The 17380-nt window shown below is 68.6% G+C and carries 19 protein-coding genes; 7 read left to right on the top strand and 12 right to left on the bottom strand.

Annotated elements, in window-relative coordinates:
• Positions 1-26: 26 nt before the first annotated feature.
• The 3 genes from ACI3KU_RS06635 to ACI3KU_RS06625 are packed head-to-tail and all read right to left on the bottom strand — an operon-like array spanning position 27 to position 2494.
• Positions 27-1082, bottom strand: a complete 1056-nt coding sequence (locus tag ACI3KU_RS06635) for a CPBP family intramembrane glutamic endopeptidase (protein ID WP_404921509.1) — start codon at positions 1080-1082, stop codon at positions 27-29.
• Between the two features lie 21 nt (positions 1083-1103).
• Positions 1104-2147 carry a DUF1648 domain-containing protein gene (locus ACI3KU_RS06630; RefSeq protein ID WP_404921508.1) on the bottom strand — a complete coding sequence of 348 codons (1044 nt, stop codon included), beginning with the start codon at positions 2145-2147 and terminating at the stop codon, positions 1104-1106.
• Positions 2144-2494: a GntR family transcriptional regulator gene (locus ACI3KU_RS06625; protein WP_404921507.1), complete on the bottom strand. Its 351-nt coding sequence runs from the start codon at positions 2492-2494 to the stop codon at positions 2144-2146. Before ACI3KU_RS06625 ends, ACI3KU_RS06630 begins: the two co-directional genes overlap by 4 nt.
• Positions 2495-2600: 106 nt before the next feature.
• Here ACI3KU_RS06625 and ACI3KU_RS06620 point away from each other — a divergent pair, with 106 nt between their 5' ends.
• Positions 2601-3071 carry a DUF4442 domain-containing protein gene (locus ACI3KU_RS06620; protein ID WP_404921506.1) on the top strand — a complete coding sequence of 157 codons (471 nt, stop codon included), beginning with the start codon at positions 2601-2603 and terminating at the stop codon, positions 3069-3071.
• Between the two features lie 35 nt (positions 3072-3106).
• Here the strand turns inward: ACI3KU_RS06620 and hisS are convergent, their stop codons facing one another.
• A complete protein-coding gene (hisS, locus tag ACI3KU_RS06615; RefSeq protein WP_404921589.1) occupies positions 3107-4351 on the bottom strand; it encodes a histidine--tRNA ligase in 1245 nt (414 codons plus the stop codon).
• Between the two features lie 78 nt (positions 4352-4429).
• Positions 4430-5182 carry an SDR family NAD(P)-dependent oxidoreductase gene (locus tag ACI3KU_RS06610; RefSeq protein WP_404921505.1) on the bottom strand — a complete coding sequence of 251 codons (753 nt, stop codon included), beginning with the start codon at positions 5180-5182 and terminating at the stop codon, positions 4430-4432.
• Between the two features lie 143 nt (positions 5183-5325).
• Between ACI3KU_RS06610 and ACI3KU_RS06605 the strand changes: the two genes are divergently transcribed.
• A complete protein-coding gene (locus ACI3KU_RS06605) occupies positions 5326-5829 on the top strand; it encodes a glycine cleavage system protein R (RefSeq protein WP_404921504.1) in 504 nt (167 codons plus the stop codon).
• A gap of 50 nt (positions 5830-5879) precedes the next feature.
• Here the strand turns inward: ACI3KU_RS06605 and ACI3KU_RS06600 are convergent, their stop codons facing one another.
• Complete coding sequence (locus tag ACI3KU_RS06600; protein ID WP_404921503.1) at positions 5880-7310, bottom strand: hypothetical protein; 1431 nt, start codon at positions 7308-7310, stop codon at positions 5880-5882.
• A 259-nt stretch (positions 7311-7569) separates the two neighbouring features.
• Here ACI3KU_RS06600 and ACI3KU_RS06595 point away from each other — a divergent pair, with 259 nt between their 5' ends.
• From ACI3KU_RS06595 to ACI3KU_RS06580, 4 genes are all read left to right on the top strand, one after another.
• On the top strand, positions 7570-8019 hold the full coding sequence (locus ACI3KU_RS06595; protein ID WP_404921502.1) for a thioredoxin family protein: 450 nt from the start codon (positions 7570-7572) through the stop codon (positions 8017-8019).
• A gap of 61 nt (positions 8020-8080) precedes the next feature.
• Positions 8081-8650 (top strand): DUF4395 domain-containing protein, encoded by a 570-nt coding sequence (locus ACI3KU_RS06590; protein ID WP_404921501.1) that lies wholly within the window; start codon positions 8081-8083, stop codon positions 8648-8650.
• Positions 8651-8714: 64 nt separating this feature from the next.
• Positions 8715-9140, top strand: coding sequence for an OsmC family peroxiredoxin (locus ACI3KU_RS06585; RefSeq protein ID WP_404921500.1), 426 nt, complete (start codon positions 8715-8717; stop codon positions 9138-9140).
• Positions 9133-10044, top strand: a complete 912-nt coding sequence (locus tag ACI3KU_RS06580) for a TIGR01777 family oxidoreductase (protein WP_404921499.1) — start codon at positions 9133-9135, stop codon at positions 10042-10044. The genes ACI3KU_RS06585 and ACI3KU_RS06580 overlap by 8 nt, the downstream gene beginning before the upstream one ends.
• A 53-nt stretch (positions 10045-10097) precedes the next feature.
• On the opposite strand, the gene ACI3KU_RS06575 is transcribed toward ACI3KU_RS06580, so the two are convergent.
• Positions 10098-10829, bottom strand: coding sequence for an MBL fold metallo-hydrolase (locus tag ACI3KU_RS06575; protein ID WP_404921498.1), 732 nt, complete (start codon positions 10827-10829; stop codon positions 10098-10100).
• Between the two features lie 62 nt (positions 10830-10891).
• On the opposite strand from ACI3KU_RS06575, the gene ACI3KU_RS06570 reads away from it, so the two are divergent.
• A complete protein-coding gene (locus ACI3KU_RS06570; protein ID WP_404921497.1) occupies positions 10892-11467 on the top strand; it encodes a TetR/AcrR family transcriptional regulator in 576 nt (191 codons plus the stop codon).
• Between the two features lie 58 nt (positions 11468-11525).
• On the opposite strand, the gene ACI3KU_RS06565 is transcribed toward ACI3KU_RS06570, so the two are convergent.
• From ACI3KU_RS06565 to ACI3KU_RS06545, 5 genes are all read right to left on the bottom strand, one after another.
• On the bottom strand, positions 11526-11987 hold the full coding sequence (locus tag ACI3KU_RS06565; protein WP_404921496.1) for a hypothetical protein: 462 nt from the start codon (positions 11985-11987) through the stop codon (positions 11526-11528).
• Positions 11984-12742 carry a 4-hydroxy-tetrahydrodipicolinate reductase gene (dapB, locus tag ACI3KU_RS06560; protein ID WP_404921495.1) on the bottom strand — a complete coding sequence of 253 codons (759 nt, stop codon included), beginning with the start codon at positions 12740-12742 and terminating at the stop codon, positions 11984-11986. The genes ACI3KU_RS06565 and dapB overlap by 4 nt, the downstream gene beginning before the upstream one ends.
• 80 nt (positions 12743-12822) lie before the next feature.
• The gene (locus ACI3KU_RS06555; RefSeq protein WP_404921494.1) at positions 12823-13425 is read right to left on the bottom strand and encodes a histidine phosphatase family protein; all 603 of its coding nucleotides are present in this window, start codon (positions 13423-13425) and stop codon (positions 12823-12825) included.
• A 136-nt stretch (positions 13426-13561) separates the two neighbouring features.
• A complete protein-coding gene (locus ACI3KU_RS06550; RefSeq protein WP_404921493.1) occupies positions 13562-14575 on the bottom strand; it encodes an aldo/keto reductase in 1014 nt (337 codons plus the stop codon).
• A gap of 210 nt (positions 14576-14785) precedes the next feature.
• Positions 14786-17053, bottom strand: coding sequence for a polyribonucleotide nucleotidyltransferase (locus ACI3KU_RS06545; protein WP_404921492.1), 2268 nt, complete (start codon positions 17051-17053; stop codon positions 14786-14788).
• Positions 17054-17380 lie beyond the last annotated feature (327 nt).

Below are 17380 nucleotides of genomic sequence, written 5' to 3'. Positions count from 1 at the left end.
TGGAGCGACGTCGGTCCGCGGCCAGTCTATCCAGCGCGCCCGTCCGTGTCCGATCCGTTGCCGCCCATGTCGACAACATGACCGCTCGACGCCTGCGGCGGTGCAGGCAGGGACACCGGAGCGGGACCCCACGCCGCGGGCAGCAGCGGTGCCGGCTGGCGACGGAACTGTCCCGTCAGCAGCAGGATCGCGATGACGACGGCCAGGACGATCCAGGCTGCCACTCCCAGCGGACCGGCGAGAGCCAGATCCAGCTTCTGGGCGTCGAACAGCGCCAGGAAGACTGCGGCGGACGCGTTGAGCGAGCCGTGCGCGAGCACCGCCGGCCACACGGAGGCAGTGCGCAGGCGCAGCCATCCAAGGAGGACGCCCCAGGCGACACAGCCCACCACCATCAGCAGAACGCCGGACAGATCGGGGCGCGCGAAGTTGTAGCCGAGCAGAATGATCGGCGAGTGCCAGAGTCCCCAGATGACGCCCGTGAGCAGCAGGGTCGCCCCGGTGCCGAGCGGACGCAGCGCCGGGGTCAACCACCCGCGCCAGCCGAGTTCCTCCCCGACGGCCAGCATCGACGAGAGGATCGCATTGAGCGGAGTCGCGACGATCTGCACGATGATCACGGTGGTGATGAGTTCGCGATCGATCTCACCCGGCAGCGCGGCCGCGAGCTGCTGCGCGACAACCGAGTTCTCGGGATCGATGATCGCCCACCCGCAGAGCGCCGAGACGCCGGCGATCACGAGAGACAGGATCCACGGTCCGAAGAGGCCGAGCGCCAGGAAGAGAATCGTTCGCCCCGCCGGACGCAGCGGCCACATGCCGAGGAAGCGCAGTCGATGCTGGGCGGGACTGCGCAGCACCAGTACCACCACCAGCATCGCGATGGTCGGAGTGAACATCATCACGGGCAGCAGCAGTCCCGCGATCGGATTCGCGAGTCCGCCGTTCAGCCACAGCGGCAGCGTGACCGCCCAGGCGAGCCCGCACGCGACGATGACGAAGACGATGACCGCGCGCCAGGGCACGCGGCTGGGAAAGATCGTGGGCTGTCCCGAAGCGGGCAGTTGATTGTTGTCGGTCATGCTCTCCTCGTTTCTCTTCGGTCAATCGCGCTCTCGCGCGGCGAGCGCCGCGAGCACAGCCGCGCCGCGTTCGGCGTCCGGCACGGTCACCACGAACTCGCGCCCGTCGGTGCGGGTGACGGCGATCGCCCCGCCACGGCGGACCACCACGCCGAAGCGGCCGCCCGGGCCGTAACGCAGGCCCCAGCCGCCGAAGTCTGACAGCGGATTGATCTCCGTCACCTCGACGGAGGAGACGTCCGCCAGGGGAATATGCACCCGCGGCCAGCCGGCCAGCGCCCGCACGGTGAGTCCGGAGCCGTCGACGCGGACGCGGAAATCCGTCGCGATAGCAACGAACGCGGCGGCCAGCACCATCACACCCAGCGCCACCCACGCCACGGCAGAGCCCGCTGCGGCGATCACAACGGACAGGGCCAACGTGACCCCGAGCAGGACGATCAGCACAATCGCGGTCGGGCGCGACACCCGCGCCCGCTGGGTCCAGAGGGTGCGGCTGTTCTCCGGCAGGGCCATGGCCGTCGCCGGGGTGTCGGTCCCGGTGCGGAGTACGAGACCGGGCTGCAGGAACCACCCCACGAGGCCGGCGACGATGCCGGCACCGATGGCGGCAGGCACATCCCACGGCGTGAGCACGGCATCGCGCCACTCCGAGACATCCACCTGCACTCCGGTGGATCGCAGCGCCACCGTCGACAGCAGTACGGCGAGCCCGAGGGACATTGCCGCGGACCCTCGCGAGTTGCCGTTCCATCCTCCACGCTGGGCGGACATCGCAACCACGAGCCACAGCAGCAGGGCGAACGCGATGGGGAAGGCCATGGCGAACACGGGAAGCACCCAGCCCGGCCCGGATCCGTCGGGCTGGCCGGAGAAGCCCCAGTGCGTCGCCGCCGGATCCGGGAGGCGACCGACCCACTGCAGCATGAGAATGCCGCTCACGAGCGAGATCGCGATCGGCAGCACCACACCCACGATCACATAGCGTCGCTGCGCTGCTTCGAGCGCGGCGCTGTCTGGAGTCCCGGAATCCACACCGTTCTCATCGGGCTGTCGGTCGGTCATCGGAAGGCCTCCTTCACAAGCGAGCTGAGAGTGTCGGCGGATATCCCGAGAGCGCGAGCGCGCTCGACGAGGTCGTCGATCTCGCGGCCGAGGGACTGCCAGTGCGCTGCCGCGTCGGTCACGACCGCGCCACGTCCGCGCCGCATATCGATCAGTCCCTCCTCGCGGAGGTCCTGGTAGGCGCGGAGCACGGTGTGCAGATTCATGCCGAGCGAGGCGGCCAGCTCCCGCGCCGTCGGGAGACGCTCCCCCGGCTGCACGGCGCCCGTGGCGGCCTCTCGTCGGATGCCCGCCGCGAGCTGCTCGAACAGCGGCTCCTCGCTCCCCGGATCAATGGTCACCAACATGCTTTTATTCTAGTTCTATTAGAATTAGATGCTCCAGAGCAGGCCGCAATTGGTGACTTTCTCCAATCGATTGGCATCATGGGGCCGCCTCATTCACACTCGCGTGGTGCGCATCACTCCCCGTCGCCTCGCCTGGGGCATGAGTCTCTGGCTTCCGAACCTGTGCAGCGGCATCCGCGTCCGCAGCTTCAGTGCGGATTGGACCGTTGCCGTCGTCGAGCTGCATGTCAACCTGCTGACCCGCAACTACGTGAAGACGGCGTTCGGTGGGTCGATGTCGGCGATGACCGATCCGTATTTCTTCATGCTGGTCATGCATCAGCTGGGTCGGGACTACGTGGTGTGGGACACGCGCGGCGAGATCGAGTTCGTGAAGCCGGGGCACGGCGTCCTCACCGCGCGGTTCGAGGTGCCCCGTGAGCGCGCCGACGACATCCGCCGTCGCGCCGAGGGCGGCGCGAAAGTCCTCGAGTGGTTCGACACGGAGATCACGGACCGGTCCGGAGACGTCGTCGCGCGCGTGCGGCGCGAGGTCTACATCCGAGAGAAGCGGCGCGTCTCCGACTCCCGCGCCTGACACCCGGGCAACCGGCGAGTCGATGGCTCGTCAGCTCAGCCGAGCGGCTTGATCTCCAGGCCGTCGCGACCGACGTCCACGGACACCGTCGCGAAGGAGGTGTACCCATCAGCCGCGGCGCGCTCCAGGAGCGCCTTGAGGTTCTTGGTGCGCTGCTCCAGACGCACGCGCGTGCCCTCGCCCACGAGGGCGGTCTTCAGAGCGACGAGCTGTGCGACCGGAACATCCCTGTCATGCACCAGCACCACCGACGGCGCCGCATCCGCGGCGTCCTGCTCGAGGAGGTCGACGATGCGCTCGAAGCCGATGGAGAAGCCGACGGCGGGAACGTCCTGGCCGAGGAAGCGGCCGATCATCCCGTCGTAGCGGCCGCCGCCGCCGAGCGAGTACCCCACGCTCGGGTGCGCGAGCTCGAAGATCGTGCCGGTGTAGTACCCCATGCCGCGCACGAGGAACGGATCGAATTCGAACGGCACGCTGTCTCGCCCGGCACGCACGGCCTCGGCGATGGCCAGCAGGTTGTCCACGCCCCCGGCTCCGACGCCGTCCGGAAGCACCGCGCGGATCGCCTCAGCCGTGAACTCCGTCGCCGGAGCAAGGGCGGCGAGGTACGCCTCGAAGCCGTCCACGGCCGTAGGCGTCACGCCCCGCTCGCGCAGCTCCGTGGCCACACCCGCAGGCCCGACCTTGTCGAGCTTGTCGATGGTGATGAGCACGCCAGGACGCTCCTCGGCGGCGAAACCGAAGTGATCGAGCAGGCTGTCCAGAATGCGGCGATCGTTGATCCGCACGGACACCCCGGGCAGGCCGAGCGCATCGATCGCGTCCAGTGTCGCGGTGATGAGCTCTGACTCGGCGCGGAAGGTCGCGTCGCCGATCACGTCGATGTCGCTCTGCACGAACTGTCGGTAACGGCCTTTCTGCGGACGCTCGGCACGCCACACCGGTGCCATCTGCAGGGAGCGGAACACCGTGGGCAGTTCCGCGCGGTGCGTTGCATAGAACCGCGCGAGCGGGACCGTGAGGTCGTACCGCAGACCGAGGTCGCTGAGCGAAGCCGGGTCCTCTGCGGCATCGCGGATCCCATCCGCGTCCAGACCGCGCTTGAGGATGTTAAACGCGAGCTTCTCGTTGTCGCCGCCGATGCCCGCGTGCAGGCGCGCGTGGTCCTCCATCACGGGAGTCTCGATCTCATCGAAACCGTGCGCGCGATAGCGGTCGCGGATCACGGCGAGCACGCGCTCGCGACGAGTCTTCTCGGAGGGGAGGAAATCGCGCATTCCGCGCGGAGGGTTCACAGCAGCCACACCCCTATCCTCCCAGATCGGGGCCGGCACCTGTTTCGGTCCGAGCGCCGCTCAGCGTCCTCGGGACCCGATGCGCGCCAGGAGCGAGTCGGGAACCACCGTCGTCAGCGCCGTCAGCGCGCGATATCGTCGCGACGGCACGGAGACCGAGCGCCCTCGTGCCAGATCGTGCAGCGACTCACGCACCACGCGCTGCGCAGTGAGCCACATCCAGCCGGCGACTCCCTCCTCGCCGGGCGGAAGCCCCAGCCGCTCGTGGAAGTTGGTGCGGGTGTAGCCGGGGCACACCGCGGTCACCGTGACACCCGGGTAGTACCCGTTCGCCCAGCGGCTGAAGCTCAGCAGCCAGGCCTTGGCGGCTCCGTAGGTCGAGCGAGGAATGAAGGCCGCCACAGATGCCACGTTGAGGATGCGTCCTCCGCGCTCACGCATCACGGGCAGCACCGCGTGCATGAGGCGCATGGAGACTTCGACGTGGAGGCGCAGGTGATCGACCTCGCGATCAATCTCCACATCGGCGAAGGACAGCGGCAGACCGAAGCCCGCGTTGTTAATGAGGATGTCCACCGGGCGGGAGCGGTCGCGCAGCCGCTCCTCGACGCGGGCACGATGACGGGGTTTGAGGAGGTCCGCCACGATGATCTCGACGTCGCTGCCGCGAGCGCGCAGTTCATCGGCGAGTGCCCCGAGCGCCTCCTTGTCGCGAGCGACGAGCACCAGGTCACCTCCCGCAGCGGAGAGCTGGCGGGCATACTCGGCACCGAGTCCGGAGCTGGCTCCCGTGATCACCGCGATCTTGCTCATCGGTCTCTCCCCGCGTGGTCTGGTCAGGCGCAGCTGAGGATACTCGCCGCCATGACGATCATGCACCCGATTTCGGGGCTCGCCGACTTCCCGCGCTCGCGCCGCTCTCCCGCCCGGCGGACACGGCACGTATGATCGCCGACATGACGACTCTCGTGCTCACGGTCATCGGCGACGATCGCTCCGGTCTGGTCAGCTCCCTGTCGGAGGTGATTGCGGCACACGACGGCAACTGGACGACGTCGCGGATGAGTGAGCTGGCGGGGAAATTCGCCGGGATCGTGTTGGTGGAGGTCGATCCTTCGCGCGTCGAGGACCTCACCCGTGCGCTGGAGCCGCTCTCCGGGCTGTTTGAGATCACCGCACAGCCCGGCCGCGACGATGCGGCTCTCGCCGGTGAGCGGCTGCAGATCGAGCTCGTCGGCGATGATCACCCCGGCATCGTGCATCAGGTGACGGACGCGATCCACCGCAGTGGCGGAAGCATCGAAACGTTGACCACCGGTGTCACCGAAGCCCCGATGGCCGGGGGCCTGCTCTTCACCGCGAACGCGACGGTGCGCATCGACGGCGATGAGAGGGCGCTGCGCACGGCCCTGGAGGATCTCGCGCAGGATCTCATGGTGGAGTTCAGCTTCGGTCGCTGACATCCCCGACCCGGTCCGCACCGCCCGCAGGACCCGCGCGATCGGCACCGTCACTGCAGCGGAGGTGCCACCGCCGGATGGAACCAGTACGTGTCGTCGGCCGCTGTGAGAGTTCCGGCGGTGTTCACGACAACCGCGCCGTATTCGTTGACCGCCAACCACTCCCAGGCGAGCTCGTCGGCGATGCGATCGCCGGATTCCGGGTCCAGGATCACGCCTTCGTCTGCAGAGTCGACTCCGTATACGAGCCCCTGCGCGAGGACCACGCCGCGAAGCGACCCGTAGCCGGAGGTACGGCGCGTCCATTCGGTGCTCAGGGTCTCCGGGTCGAGGGAGCGGAATCCGGACTGCGCGTCATACAGGCGCCCGCCCTGGGTGAGGGGGTGCTCCACCGTGCTCGCCGCTCCGCCGAGGTCTTCGCCGGTGCGCGGGTCGATCATCCGCGTCGTGGCGCGGGTCGTCGTGTACGAAACGGTGGTCAGCGCGGTCTCGCCCGCCACCGGGAACGCCCAGGCATCGGTAGCCGCCTCCTCTTCGCCCACGCGATTCCACAGGATCTTGCCGGTGGCGCGATCTAGACCGCCCACCTGGGGATACGGCTCACCCGCCAGACCGGAGAGTCGCATGAGGATGACATCGCCAGCCTCACCCGCGAACTTCCCATCCGCCGACCATCGCGTCACACCATCCTCGTCGACCGACCAGGTCCAGTCCACGCCGCCACCCCGCGGCGTCAGCCCGATCAGCAGCGAGCCGTCCGAGAGCTGATCCAGGGTCACGCGCTGATCGAGAACCGATGCGGCTGACGCCGTCGGGAGCGCGGTAGCAACTGTTCGCCGCTCACCCGTCACAGCGTTGTATCCGATGAGGACGACGCCGGCATCATCGGCGACGGACGTGGCGGTCGGCTCCGGAGTCGGATCGGTGAGCGCGGGGGTCGCTTCGCCGCTCGGAGCCGCCACGGGGACAGCGTGCGCCTCGTTCCCCTCGGTCTCCTGAGCCGCCGACACGGAGGTTGTCGCCATCGCGACCCAGGCCGTCGTGCCGTCAGCCGTGATGATCGGCTTCGTCGGCGTCGCAGACGATTCTCCGCGGAGGTCGGACAGGTCGTCCTGCCAGAGCGCGCGGCCGGACTCCACATCGATTCGCGTCGCGGCAGCGCCGGTGACGAAGAGATCCGTGCCCGCCAGCGCCAGCGGCGCATCGACGATGGTGCCACGGGTGTTGGGGGTGAAGCCGCTCGGCAGGAGCAGGACGGACCCGGTCTCGGCGAACGCCACCGGCGGCTGGTAGGCAGCCAGAGTGGGCGACAGGAGCCTGGTGGGCTGCGGTTCCGGGGTCGGGCTGGGCGTGTCCCTTACCGAGCTGGTCGGTGTTGCCTGCGTGGTGGTGTCGGTCGCGGTGCACGCCGTGACAGTGAGCAGGACAGCCCCCGCAACCGCGGCGGCGATCACGCGGGAGGATCGGTGCGGGTTCGCCATCCCCCCATCGTGCCATCGACACCCGAAAACTCTCGGAACGCCTCAACAGCCGTGCAGCGATCGTGACCCAGCGCTCAACCCGCACCACCGCCGAATCCGCCTCGCGACGTCACTGTGTCGTCGACTCTCGAGATTCAACGCGGTGAGTTCGTGTTCCTCGCGACGTCACTGCGTCCACCGCCTCACGCGCTCCCGCCGTTTTGTGACCGCGGATTGCGCGGACGGCCTGTGGCGCCCCGCGCGCGCCTACCGTGGAATCATGTCTCCGCTCATCGCGATCCTCATCCTGGTCGCTCTGGTGGCCGTCGTCACGGCGATCGGTCTCTGGGGTCGCGCTCGCGCTGCGGGGCCCCGAGCTGCGCGCGCGGATGCGATCGCGGAAGAGATCGTTCCCGCCGACGTACGCGGCGATGCGGCGACCCTCGTGCAGTTCAGCACGCAGTTCTGCGGATCGTGCCCCGGCGTCGCGAGGACGCTGCGTGCGCTCGCCGAGAATGGCGTGGGTGTTGCGCACGTGGAGGTCGACATCACCGACCGCCCCGACGTCGCGGCACAGCTGCACATCCTGCAGACGCCGACCGTGCTGCTGCTGGACCGGGATGGTGTTCCGGTATCGCGTCTCACCGGTGCCGCTCCACGATCCTCCTACGTGAGGGAACTCTCGCGCCTGCTGGATGCGGCTCCCGCGTCCGTCACCCTGCCCGCCTGATCGGAGCTCCCGCGCCGCGTCCGCTCCCTTGCCCTAGCCTCGCCCGAAGAAACGAGAGCCCATGTCCGCATCAACCCCCGCTCCGCGGCCCATCGATCCACGGGGTCCGCGCTTCGCCGCCTCGATCACCGCGGTGCTGCTGGCCGTCGCCGTGGTGCTCGCGCTCCTCGGGATCTCGACGCAGCGCGGCGGCGCCGGATGGTACGCGGTGCAGCCGCTCGCCGGAGCCACGTTCTCGCCGGGCGGCTGGGCGATCACAGAGGTGTCAGTCCTCACCCGCCTCCTCGACCCGGGCAGTCTGCTTCTGATCGTGATCGCCGCGCTCTTCCTCTGGGGCGTGGTGTCGCCCGCGACCGCGCCGTGGGGTCGGCTGTTTCGCAGCGTCGTCGCGCCGCGCCTCGCCCCGCCCACCGACCTCGAGGATCCGCGTCCGCCGCGGTTCGCGCAGGGTGTCGGGCTGTTCGTGGTGACGGTGGGACTCCTGCTGCATCTGGCGGGTGTTGCGTGGGCGCTTCCGATCGCGGCCGCTGCCGCCTTCGCCGCCGCGTTCCTGAACTCCGTGTTCGGCGTCTGCCTCGGCTGCATGCTGTATCTCGCACTGGCGCGCCTGCGTCAGCCCCGTACGGCCTGACCGTCGCATCGCAGGCGCACGGACACTAGGCTGGCGTTCGAAACACCCACCGGGAGGAGACACCATGTCTGTCACGAGCGAAGCGACCACTGTCTGGAGCGGATCCCTCACGGAGGGGGCGGGAACCGTCACCTTCGACAGCTCGCGCATCGGCAGCTTCGATGTGAACTGGAAGGCTCGCAGCGAGGGTTCCAGCAGCACCACCACGCCGGAGGAGCTGATCGCCGCCGCACACGCATCGTGCTTTGCGATGGCGCTCTCGCACGCGCTGTCCGGCAACGGAACCCCGCCGGAGAAGCTCAATGTGACGGCGTCCGTCACGTTCCAGCCCGGCACCGGCATCACCGGCAGCCACCTGAACCTCAACGCGTCGGTTCCCGGACTCTCCGAGGCCGACTTCCAGCGCCTGGCGGCAGAGGCGAAGGCCGGTTGCCCGGTCTCGCAGGCACTGTCGGGTATCGACATCACCCTGGAAGCCACGCTTGGCTGATCAGCCGCTGGGCCCGGGAGACCGGGTCGTCGTCGCGGGCGCGTCCGGTCTGATCGGGCGCGCCCTCATCGCATCGCTGCGGGGGTCAGGATCCGTGGTGACACAGCTGGTGCGTCGCGAACCTGCAGCGAACGATGAAGTCCGCTGGGATCCCGCCGGACCGCTGGATCCGGCCGTACTCGACGGTGCCCGTGCCGTGGTGGGCCTCAATGGCGCCTCCATCGGTCGATTGCCGTGGACAAGCCGCTACCGCTCCGAGCTGCTGTGGTCGCGCGTCACCCCGACACGCACGCTGGCGGACGCGCTGCGCAGGCTCGACGATCCCCCACTGTTCGTGGCGGCCTCGGCTTCGGGCTTCTACGGAAGTCGGCCCGGGCGGCGCATCGATGAGGACCAGGCGCGAGGCGTCGGCTTCCTCGCCGATCTCTGCGCGGAGTGGGAAGCGGCAGCGGATCACGCGGGCCAGCGCGTGGCACACGTTCGGCTCTCCCCCGTGATCCATCCGGATGGAGTGCTGAAGCCGCTCATGATCCTGGCGCGTCTCGGCGTGGCCGGCCCGCTCGGCTCCGGACGTCAGAGCTGGCCGTGGGCATCGCTGGATGACACGGTCGCGGCGCTGTGCCACATCATCGAGCACGATCTCACCGGTCCTGTGAACGTGGTGGGTCCCGAGCGAGCGTCAGAGAACGACATCGGGTTCGCCATCGCCCGCGAGCTGAATCGTCCGTACTTCATCCCGATGCCTGCGTTCGCACTGCGTCTCGCCCTCGGAGCTGCGGCAGAGGACCTCCTGCTGGTCGACTCCGATATCGCCCCCGCAGTTCTCACGGACAGTGGGTTCGAGTGGCGACACCGGACCGCAGAGTCCGCGGTCCGGGACGCGCTCGCGTCACCCGACAGGTAGGCGTCGCGACTGGCCCCGTGACGGATGCGCCGCCACCTCAGAGAGCCTGAGGCTCATGCCCCGCCCGTCGGTGCGCGCCGCGATGCCTGAATCTCCGCCAGGAGGCTCGGCACTCCGCCGGACCACACGGGACCGTGCCCGGGAAGGACGTGACGAACCGCCAGCCCACGCAGGCGGTCAAGCGACTGCCGAGCCAGCGACTCGTCCTCGGAGAACGGTGCGTCCTGCGGGCCCCTGTGCCCGGTCAGCACGTGACGAGTGGTGAGTGCATCTCCGACGAACACGGCGTCGAGATCCTCGCTGACCCAGCAGATGCTTCCGGGCGTGTGCCCCGGGACCGCGACGGCCCGTGGACGGCCGGGGACCGCGAGCGTTTCGCCGTCAGCGACCGCCGTCACCTCGGCGATCGGCCGAGAACGCCCCGCGTGGGTGAGGCCGGTCCAGATGAATCGAAGCGTCGGTGCGAGCTTCGCTCGTGGCATCCGCGTCTTCGGTGCCCGCTCCCTTCCGGTCGCGCGCTCCACGTCGGCCGCGGAGGAATACACGCGCGCGCCGCTGTCTGCACGAACGGCCTCGGCAAAGCCCACATGGTCGGCATCCGCGTGGGTGAGCAGAATCGCTCGGATGTCGTGTTCCGTGCGTCCGATCGCCGCGAGTTCACGGCGAAGCTCCCGGCGATAGCCGGGCAGACCCGCGTCGACGACGGTCACCCCCGCGTCGTCGACCATAAGGTAGGCGGCGATGACGTCGTCACCGACGCGGTGCAGTCCGGGTGCGATCTCCATGAACGCTACGATACGTAGCTTTCATGGCTACTGTCAATAGCTATACTGGTCGCGGAGGACTGATGCCCGCACCCACGAAGGTCCGCAGCGACGAGCTGATCGCCGCCGCCAGCGCTCAGCTGGAAGAGGGCGGCCTGGCGTCGCTCACCATGGCCGCTGTAGCCACCCGGCTCGGGGTACGCGCCCCGTCGCTGTACAAGCACGTGCGCGATCGCGATGGGCTCATCGCCCTCGTGCGTTCGCAGGCCTTCAGCGAGTTGAGCGCGGCGCTCCTCGCCGTCCAGGAGACGGACGCTCGGCAGCGGATCGCGGGGTTCGCTGATGCCACCCGAGCGTTCGCCGATGAACGCCCGCACACCTACGACCTGATCTTCCGCCCGATCTCCGACCCCACGGAAGCGCATCGCACACCTCACCCGGCTACCGCGTCCACCGCTGCTCCCCTGCTCAGTGCATGTGCGGAGCTGGCCGGGGACGAGGATGCGCTGCACGCCGCTCGGACGGTGACGTCGTGGCTGTTCGGCTTCATCAGCCGCGCGCGTGCCGACGGGTTCGCGCTGGGAGGCGATCTGGAAGCCGCCTACCGGTATGGACGCGAGCGCATCATCGACGCGATCACCCGGTCCGCGCGAGGCTGATCGGATCGCGCAAGAAGAGCCCCACCGCTGGCCGGCACACCAGCGCGACAGTCTGTGTCTAGCCTGTCGGGCGCTCGCGTCGTTGGCGACGCTCCAGGGTGATGGACTGCCGCACCGCCTCGCGGGCTCGGCGCCGGTCACCGGCGGCATCGTAGACTAGCCCCATGCGGTACCACGCGCGCCAGTCGTCGGGGGCGGCTTCCACCGCGTCGCGATACTTCGGGAACAGAGCGTCGCCCTCATCGCGGCGCACTCGCCCCGAGACGTAGGTCGCGACGTCTTCCTCCGGCAGGGCACCTTCCGCCTCGAGTCGCCGCCCCAGGCGCTGGGCGCTGACGCCGAACATCAGCTCACGACCGATGCCCCATGCCGCCAGCACGGGGAAGAACAGCATCGCGACGCCCATCGCCACGGCGATCGGCTCACCCGACATCATCCACAGCCAGGCACGTTGTCCCGCCAGGATGAAGTACAGCACCAGGGCGATCGTCATGACGATCACACCGATGCGTGCGCTCATTCGGAACCCTCCGCGAGCACCGGAGCGGAGATCCCAAGGTCGATAAATGAGTCCAGACCCACGATGATGCCGCGTGCAGACACCGCGGCTCGGGCGGCGATGCGGATGCCGGGAGCGTATGCCGCCGCCGAATCCACGGTGTCGTGCGTGATCGTCAGGCTCTCACCCGGGCCGGACAGGACGACGTCCTGACGCGCGATCACGCCCGGACGCCGCAGCGAGTGAACCGGGATGCCGGCGATCTGCTCGCCGCGGGCCTGCTGGTCCACGTGCGGAGCGTCCACCGGCAACGTCCGGGCGGCTTGGATCAGCTCGGCTGTGCGCACGGCCGTTCCGCTCGGCGAGTCGATCTTGGTATCGCGATGCGACTCGATGATCTCGATGGAGTCGAAAAAGCGTCCGGCAACGGTCGCGATGGCGGTGCCGAGCACCGAGCCGAGCGAGAAGTTCGGGATGACGACCACGCCGATCCCTGATGCCTCCACCCGCGCACGGATCTCCGTCAGCCGCGACTCGGACCATCCGGACGTTGCCACCAGGACGTTGACGCCGACGTCGGCAGCGCGCCGCACCACGTCCGCACTCACCTCAGGCGTGGTGGCATCGACCACGAGATCGACGTCAGCGATGAGGCTCAGATCGCCTTTCGATCCGAGAGCGTGGACGATATCGAAGTCGGGAAGATCGGCAAGAACTGCGCCGATCACCGTGCCGAGCTTTCCGGATGCCCCCACCAGGGCGACGCGCGTGGCCATAATTCAATCCTAGGTGGCTGGCCCTGTGCCACCGGCCGCCGCGGCATTCTCCGACGTCGGCCTGCCGGCAGACCGTCGGCTCAGACCAGAGCGTTCTCCGGGAGCCCGGTCCGCAGCTCGAACGGCAGGTGCGACAGGTCGTTGTGCGAGACCAGAGTCCAGGGTCGTCCGGGCTTCTGGGCGAGCACCGTGAGGCCGCAGTTGGCCTGATTGAGGGTCATCCATCGCCACTCCGGCGCTCCCAGTACCTCGCGGACGAACCAGGCGATCACGAAGTTGTGGGTGATCAGCAGCTCGTGGACATCACCGGGCTTGCGCACCAGGAACTCCCCCACGGCGTCGGCCATCTGCGCGTGCCCCGCCTCGGTCTCGGCCTCCGTGATCGAGCCGAAGAAGGACTCGTAGGAAGCAGGAGTGTCCTCCGTCATCCCGGTGGGGACGCAGTCGAACAGCAGCGCGTTCGGCTGCGGATCGATCGCGGGCATCCGATCGGCGATCACGCGCGCGGTCTCGGCGGCCCGAACCAGCGGCGAGTGCGAGACGGCATCGAAGGGAACACCCGACAAGCGCGCGGCGATCAATTCGGCCTGGCGACGACCACGCGCCGAGAGCGGACCGTCATCGAGGCCGTACTCCGCGTCTTGCTGTTCGCCGTGCCGCACCATGTAGATCCAGTGGGTCACAGTCAGAGCTCGCTTCGTTGTCAGGCAGGTTCTCCTCCAGCCTAACCGATGCCTCTCGCGCGGGGTGGGGCCTTGCGCACAGGTGTGCACATGTGCAGCACACGCAGGCCGACTCTCCGGCTCCGTGCCTGGGAACTCAGGCGATGGCGCGGGCGATGTCGGCGAGATGTCCACGTCCCAGCGACACGCCGACACTCTGGACGAGCTCGTCGACGTGCGCGGGCGCGTACGCGTTCACGATCGGCGCGACGATGCCACGTTGCGCGCGCAGCCAGGCGAGGGCCACGGCCGCATCGGCGACACCCAGCTCGGCGCCGATCGCATCGAGGACACGAAGCAGCTTCGTTCCGCGGCGATTCAGGTTGTTCAGCAACTGCATCCCGCGCGTGCCCTGCAGCCGCGAGCGGGAACGGTGCACGCCGGAGAGGAATCCGTGCTCAAGGGCGTGAGACGGCGTGACGGCGAGTCCCTGCGCACCCACGATCAGGCGGATGTCGCCCTCATAGTCGCCGCGGCGCAGCGCGTTGTAGGCGACGTCGAGCACGTGAATGCGCGGGTAGCCGGCCGAGACGAGGATCCGCGCTTCGACCAGGCGCTCGGGCGAGAACGCGTATGCCCCGATCGAGCGCACCTTGCCGGTCTCCACGAGCCATTCGGACGTCGCCAGGACGTCCTCGAGGTTCGCGCGGGAGTCCGTGCCGTCGAGGTACATGAGGTCGAGGTGGTCCACACCGAGGCGCGTGAGCGAAGCCTCGACGGCGCGCACCAGGTTGACCGAGCCGAGACCGGGGTTGTCGGGATGCGAGCCGATCCGCACCGTGACCGCCATCTCGTCACGGCAGGAACGAGCGGCCAGCCACTGACCGATGATGTACTCGCTGCGACCGCTCGCGAATCCATCCGCGGTGTGCAGCGCATTACCGCCGAGGGCGCGATAGCGGTCGAGCACCTCGAAGGCATGTTCGCGATCGATGGTCCAGCCGAACTCGGCACCGCCGAGCATGAGCGGGAAGACGGTGAGACCCGACTCCCCCAGGGGCACGCGCACAGCGGTGCCGACACCCGGAGCCTGAACGTCGATCAGGTGTGAGGGGTGGGCCGCACCGGCAACGGAGGCCTGCGGCACGGCGCCTACCGCTGACGCGTCCATCGTTCCCCCGTTCTCGAGGATCCGAAAGCGTTCCCCGTTCCCCTCCCAGAGGGGCGGCCCGCACGCACGCGGGGCCGTGTTGTTGCTAGAGTACGGGCTTCCGCCGCGCGCGCCGAGGCATTCTGAGCCTTCCCGATGACATTTCCGTAACGGTCCAGCGAACGCCGACGGCCCGCCCCGCAGCGCGGGACGGGCCGTCGATCGAACCGATCAGGCCTCGGCCGGAGCCTCAGCCGACTCGGCAGCCTCTTCGAGGACCGGCTCCAGCGACAGCTTGCCGCGGTCGTCGATCTTCGTGATGCGCACCAGGATCTTCTGACCCACCGACAGCACCGAGCCGAGCTCCTCGACACGCTTGTTGCCGTTGAGCTTGCGGACCTCGCTGATGTGAAGCAGACCATCCTTGCCGGGCAGCAGGGAGACGAACGCGCCCAGGCCATCGCGCAGGTTCACGACGGTTCCGAGGAACTGCTCGCCGACCTCCGGGTTGGTGGGGTTGGCGATCGCGTTGACCTGCGCACGGGCGGCCTCGGCGGACGGACCGTCGACGGCGCCGATGTAGACGGTGCCGTCTTCCTCGATGGAGATCTGAGCGCCGGTCTCATCCTGGATGGCGTTGATCGTCTTGCCCTTCGGGCCGATCAGCTCGCCGATCTTGTCGACCGGGATCTGCACCGAGATCACGCGCGGAGCGGTGGGCGCCATCTCGTCCGGACCGTCGATCGCGGCGTTGAGCACGCCGAGGATCGTGGTGCGGGCGTCATGAGCCTGCTGCAGCGCGGCCGACAGCACCGACGACGGGATGCCGTCGAGCTTGGTGTCGAGCTGGATGGCCGTGATGAACTCACTGGTACCGGCGACCTTGAAGTCCATGTCGCCCAGCGCGTCCTCGGCACCGAGGATGTCGGTGAGGGCAGCGTAACGGGTCTCTCCGTTGACGGTGTCGGACACGAGGCCCATGGCGATGCCGGCGACAGCGGCGCGCAGCGGCACACCAGCGTTCAGCAGCGACAGGGTGGACGCACAGACAGAACCCATCGACGTCGAGCCGTTGGAGCTCAGCGCCTCGGACACCTGGCGGATGGCGTACGGGAACTCCTCGCGGCTGGGCAGCACGGGAACGAGCGCCCGCTCGGCCAGGAAGCCGTGACCGATCTCGCGACGCTTCGGGCTGCCGACACGGCCGGTCTCACCGGTCGAGTAGGGCGGGAAGTTGTAGTGGTGCAGGTAGCGCTTGCTGGTCGTGGGCGACAGCGAGTCGATCTGCTGCTCCATCTTCAGCATGTTCAGCGTGGTGACACCCAGGATCTGGGTCTCGCCGCGCTGGAAGATGGCGGAGCCGTGCACGCGCGGGATGACCTGCACCTCGGCGTCCAGCGGACGGATGTCCGCCAGGCCACGACCGTCCATGCGCACGCCCTCGCTGAGGATGCGACCGCGGACGATGGCCTTGGTGACCGACTTGTAGGCGGCAGAGACCTCACCGAGCGCCGACGCGGGCAGCGTGCCGGCCTCGACAGCGGCAGCGACCTCGGCCTTGACGCGGTCCTTGACCTCGTCATCGGCGCTCTGGCGCTCCTGCTTGTCAGCGATGACGTAGACCTTCTCCAGGTCCGCGTATGCGCTGTTGGACACGAAGTCGTAGGTCTCCTGCGCGTACGGCAGGAAGACCGGGTACACGCCCGGCTCCTTCGACGAGTGCTGAGCCATCTCGGCCTGCGCCTCGACGAGCTGCTTGATGAACGGCTTCGCCGCCTCCAGGCCGCCGGCGACGATCTCCTCGCTGGGCTTCACGGCACCGCCGCGGATGTGGTTCCAGCTGTCCTCGGTAGCCTCGGCCTCCACCATCATGATGGCGACGTCCTCGGAGCCGTCGGCGTTCTTGACGACGCGGCCGGCGACCATGAGGTCGAAGACGGCCTGAGCGACCTGCTCGACGTTGGGGAACGCGACCCACTGGTCTTCGTGCTGGCCGTAGCCGGGGATGAGCGCGAGGCGCACACCGGCGATCGGGCCGGAGAAGGGCAGACCGGAGATCTGCGTCGACGCCGAAGCGGCGTTGATCGCGAGCGCGTCGTAGTACTCGCCCGGAGCGATCGACAGCACGGTGACGACGATCTGGACCTCGTTGCGGAGGCCGTCGACGAACGACGGACGCAGCGGGCGGTCGATCAGACGGCACACCAGGATCGCCTCGGTGGAGGGACGGCCCTCGCGGCGGAAGAACGAACCGGGGATCTTGCCGGCAGCGTATGAACGCTCCTCGACATCCACGGTCAGCGGGAAGAAGTCGAAGCCGTCGCGCGGCTGCTTGCTCGCGCTGGTGGCCGACAGAAGCATGGTCTCGTCGTCGAGGTACGCGGCAACGGCACCCTGTGCCTGCTGCGCCAGACGACCCGTCTCGAAGCGGATCGTGCGCTTGCCGAAGCGTCCGTTGTCGAGAACGGCCTCGGCTGCGGTGATTTCAGGACCTTCCAAGAGGTCTCTCCTTCTTTGTTTTGACTCGTCCATCCGTGTGACGGGCGAGTTTCCTCGAAGGAGCAGAGCAGGCAGATATGGGCGCGCGGGAAGTTCTCGCTCACCTGCGCTGGCCACCAGGAGAAGATCACCCGTGTTCACCGCGGGGAATCCACTTCAGGGGACCAGCTTCCTGCCGAGCCTGCTCCAGTCTGTGTTCAGTTGTCCGGTGGCGCATGGGTGCCACCGACGCGATCCTATCAGGCGCGCCCGAATGCACCATGTGCGCCGGGCGTGCCGGGTGCGGCGACGAGCCCCGCGCCCCTCAGGCTGTCGGTGAGAGCGGGA

Source organism: Microbacterium sp. ZW T5_56, assembly GCF_044987425.1.
Classification (GTDB): Bacteria; Actinomycetota; Actinomycetes; order Actinomycetales; family Microbacteriaceae; genus Microbacterium.
The sequence above is the reverse complement of the archived record's forward strand: the minus strand, read 5'-3'. Positions and strand labels throughout refer to the sequence as shown.

Bases quoted from the DNA above. Each gene is read 5' to 3' on its own strand.
- ACI3KU_RS06585 (WP_404921500.1), top strand. From the start codon at position 8,715: ATGTCTGTCACGAGCGAAGCGACCACTGTCTGGAGCGGATCCCTCACG.
- ACI3KU_RS06565 (WP_404921496.1), bottom strand. From the start codon at position 11,987: ATGAGCGCACGCATCGGTGTGATCGTCATGACGATCGCCCTGGTGCTG.
- ACI3KU_RS06605 (WP_404921504.1), top strand. From the start codon at position 5,326: ATGACGACTCTCGTGCTCACGGTCATCGGCGACGATCGCTCCGGTCTG.
- ACI3KU_RS06630 (WP_404921508.1), bottom strand. From the start codon at position 2,147: ATGACCGACCGACAGCCCGATGAGAACGGTGTGGATTCCGGGACTCCA.
- ACI3KU_RS06575 (WP_404921498.1), bottom strand. From the start codon at position 10,829: ATGGAGATCGCACCCGGACTGCACCGCGTCGGTGACGACGTCATCGCC.
- ACI3KU_RS06595 (WP_404921502.1), top strand. From the start codon at position 7,570: ATGTCTCCGCTCATCGCGATCCTCATCCTGGTCGCTCTGGTGGCCGTC.
- ACI3KU_RS06635 (WP_404921509.1), bottom strand. From the start codon at position 1,082: ATGACCGACAACAATCAACTGCCCGCTTCGGGACAGCCCACGATCTTT.
- ACI3KU_RS06570 (WP_404921497.1), top strand. From the start codon at position 10,892: ATGCCCGCACCCACGAAGGTCCGCAGCGACGAGCTGATCGCCGCCGCC.
- dapB (WP_404921495.1), bottom strand. From the start codon at position 12,742: ATGGCCACGCGCGTCGCCCTGGTGGGGGCATCCGGAAAGCTCGGCACG.
- ACI3KU_RS06625 (WP_404921507.1), bottom strand. From the start codon at position 2,494: ATGTTGGTGACCATTGATCCGGGGAGCGAGGAGCCGCTGTTCGAGCAG.
- ACI3KU_RS06600 (WP_404921503.1), bottom strand. From the start codon at position 7,310: ATGGCGAACCCGCACCGATCCTCCCGCGTGATCGCCGCCGCGGTTGCG.
- ACI3KU_RS06610 (WP_404921505.1), bottom strand. From the start codon at position 5,182: ATGAGCAAGATCGCGGTGATCACGGGAGCCAGCTCCGGACTCGGTGCC.
- ACI3KU_RS06590 (WP_404921501.1), top strand. From the start codon at position 8,081: ATGTCCGCATCAACCCCCGCTCCGCGGCCCATCGATCCACGGGGTCCG.
- hisS (WP_404921589.1), bottom strand. From the start codon at position 4,351: ATGCGCGATTTCCTCCCCTCCGAGAAGACTCGTCGCGAGCGCGTGCTC.
- ACI3KU_RS06550 (WP_404921493.1), bottom strand. From the start codon at position 14,575: ATGGACGCGTCAGCGGTAGGCGCCGTGCCGCAGGCCTCCGTTGCCGGT.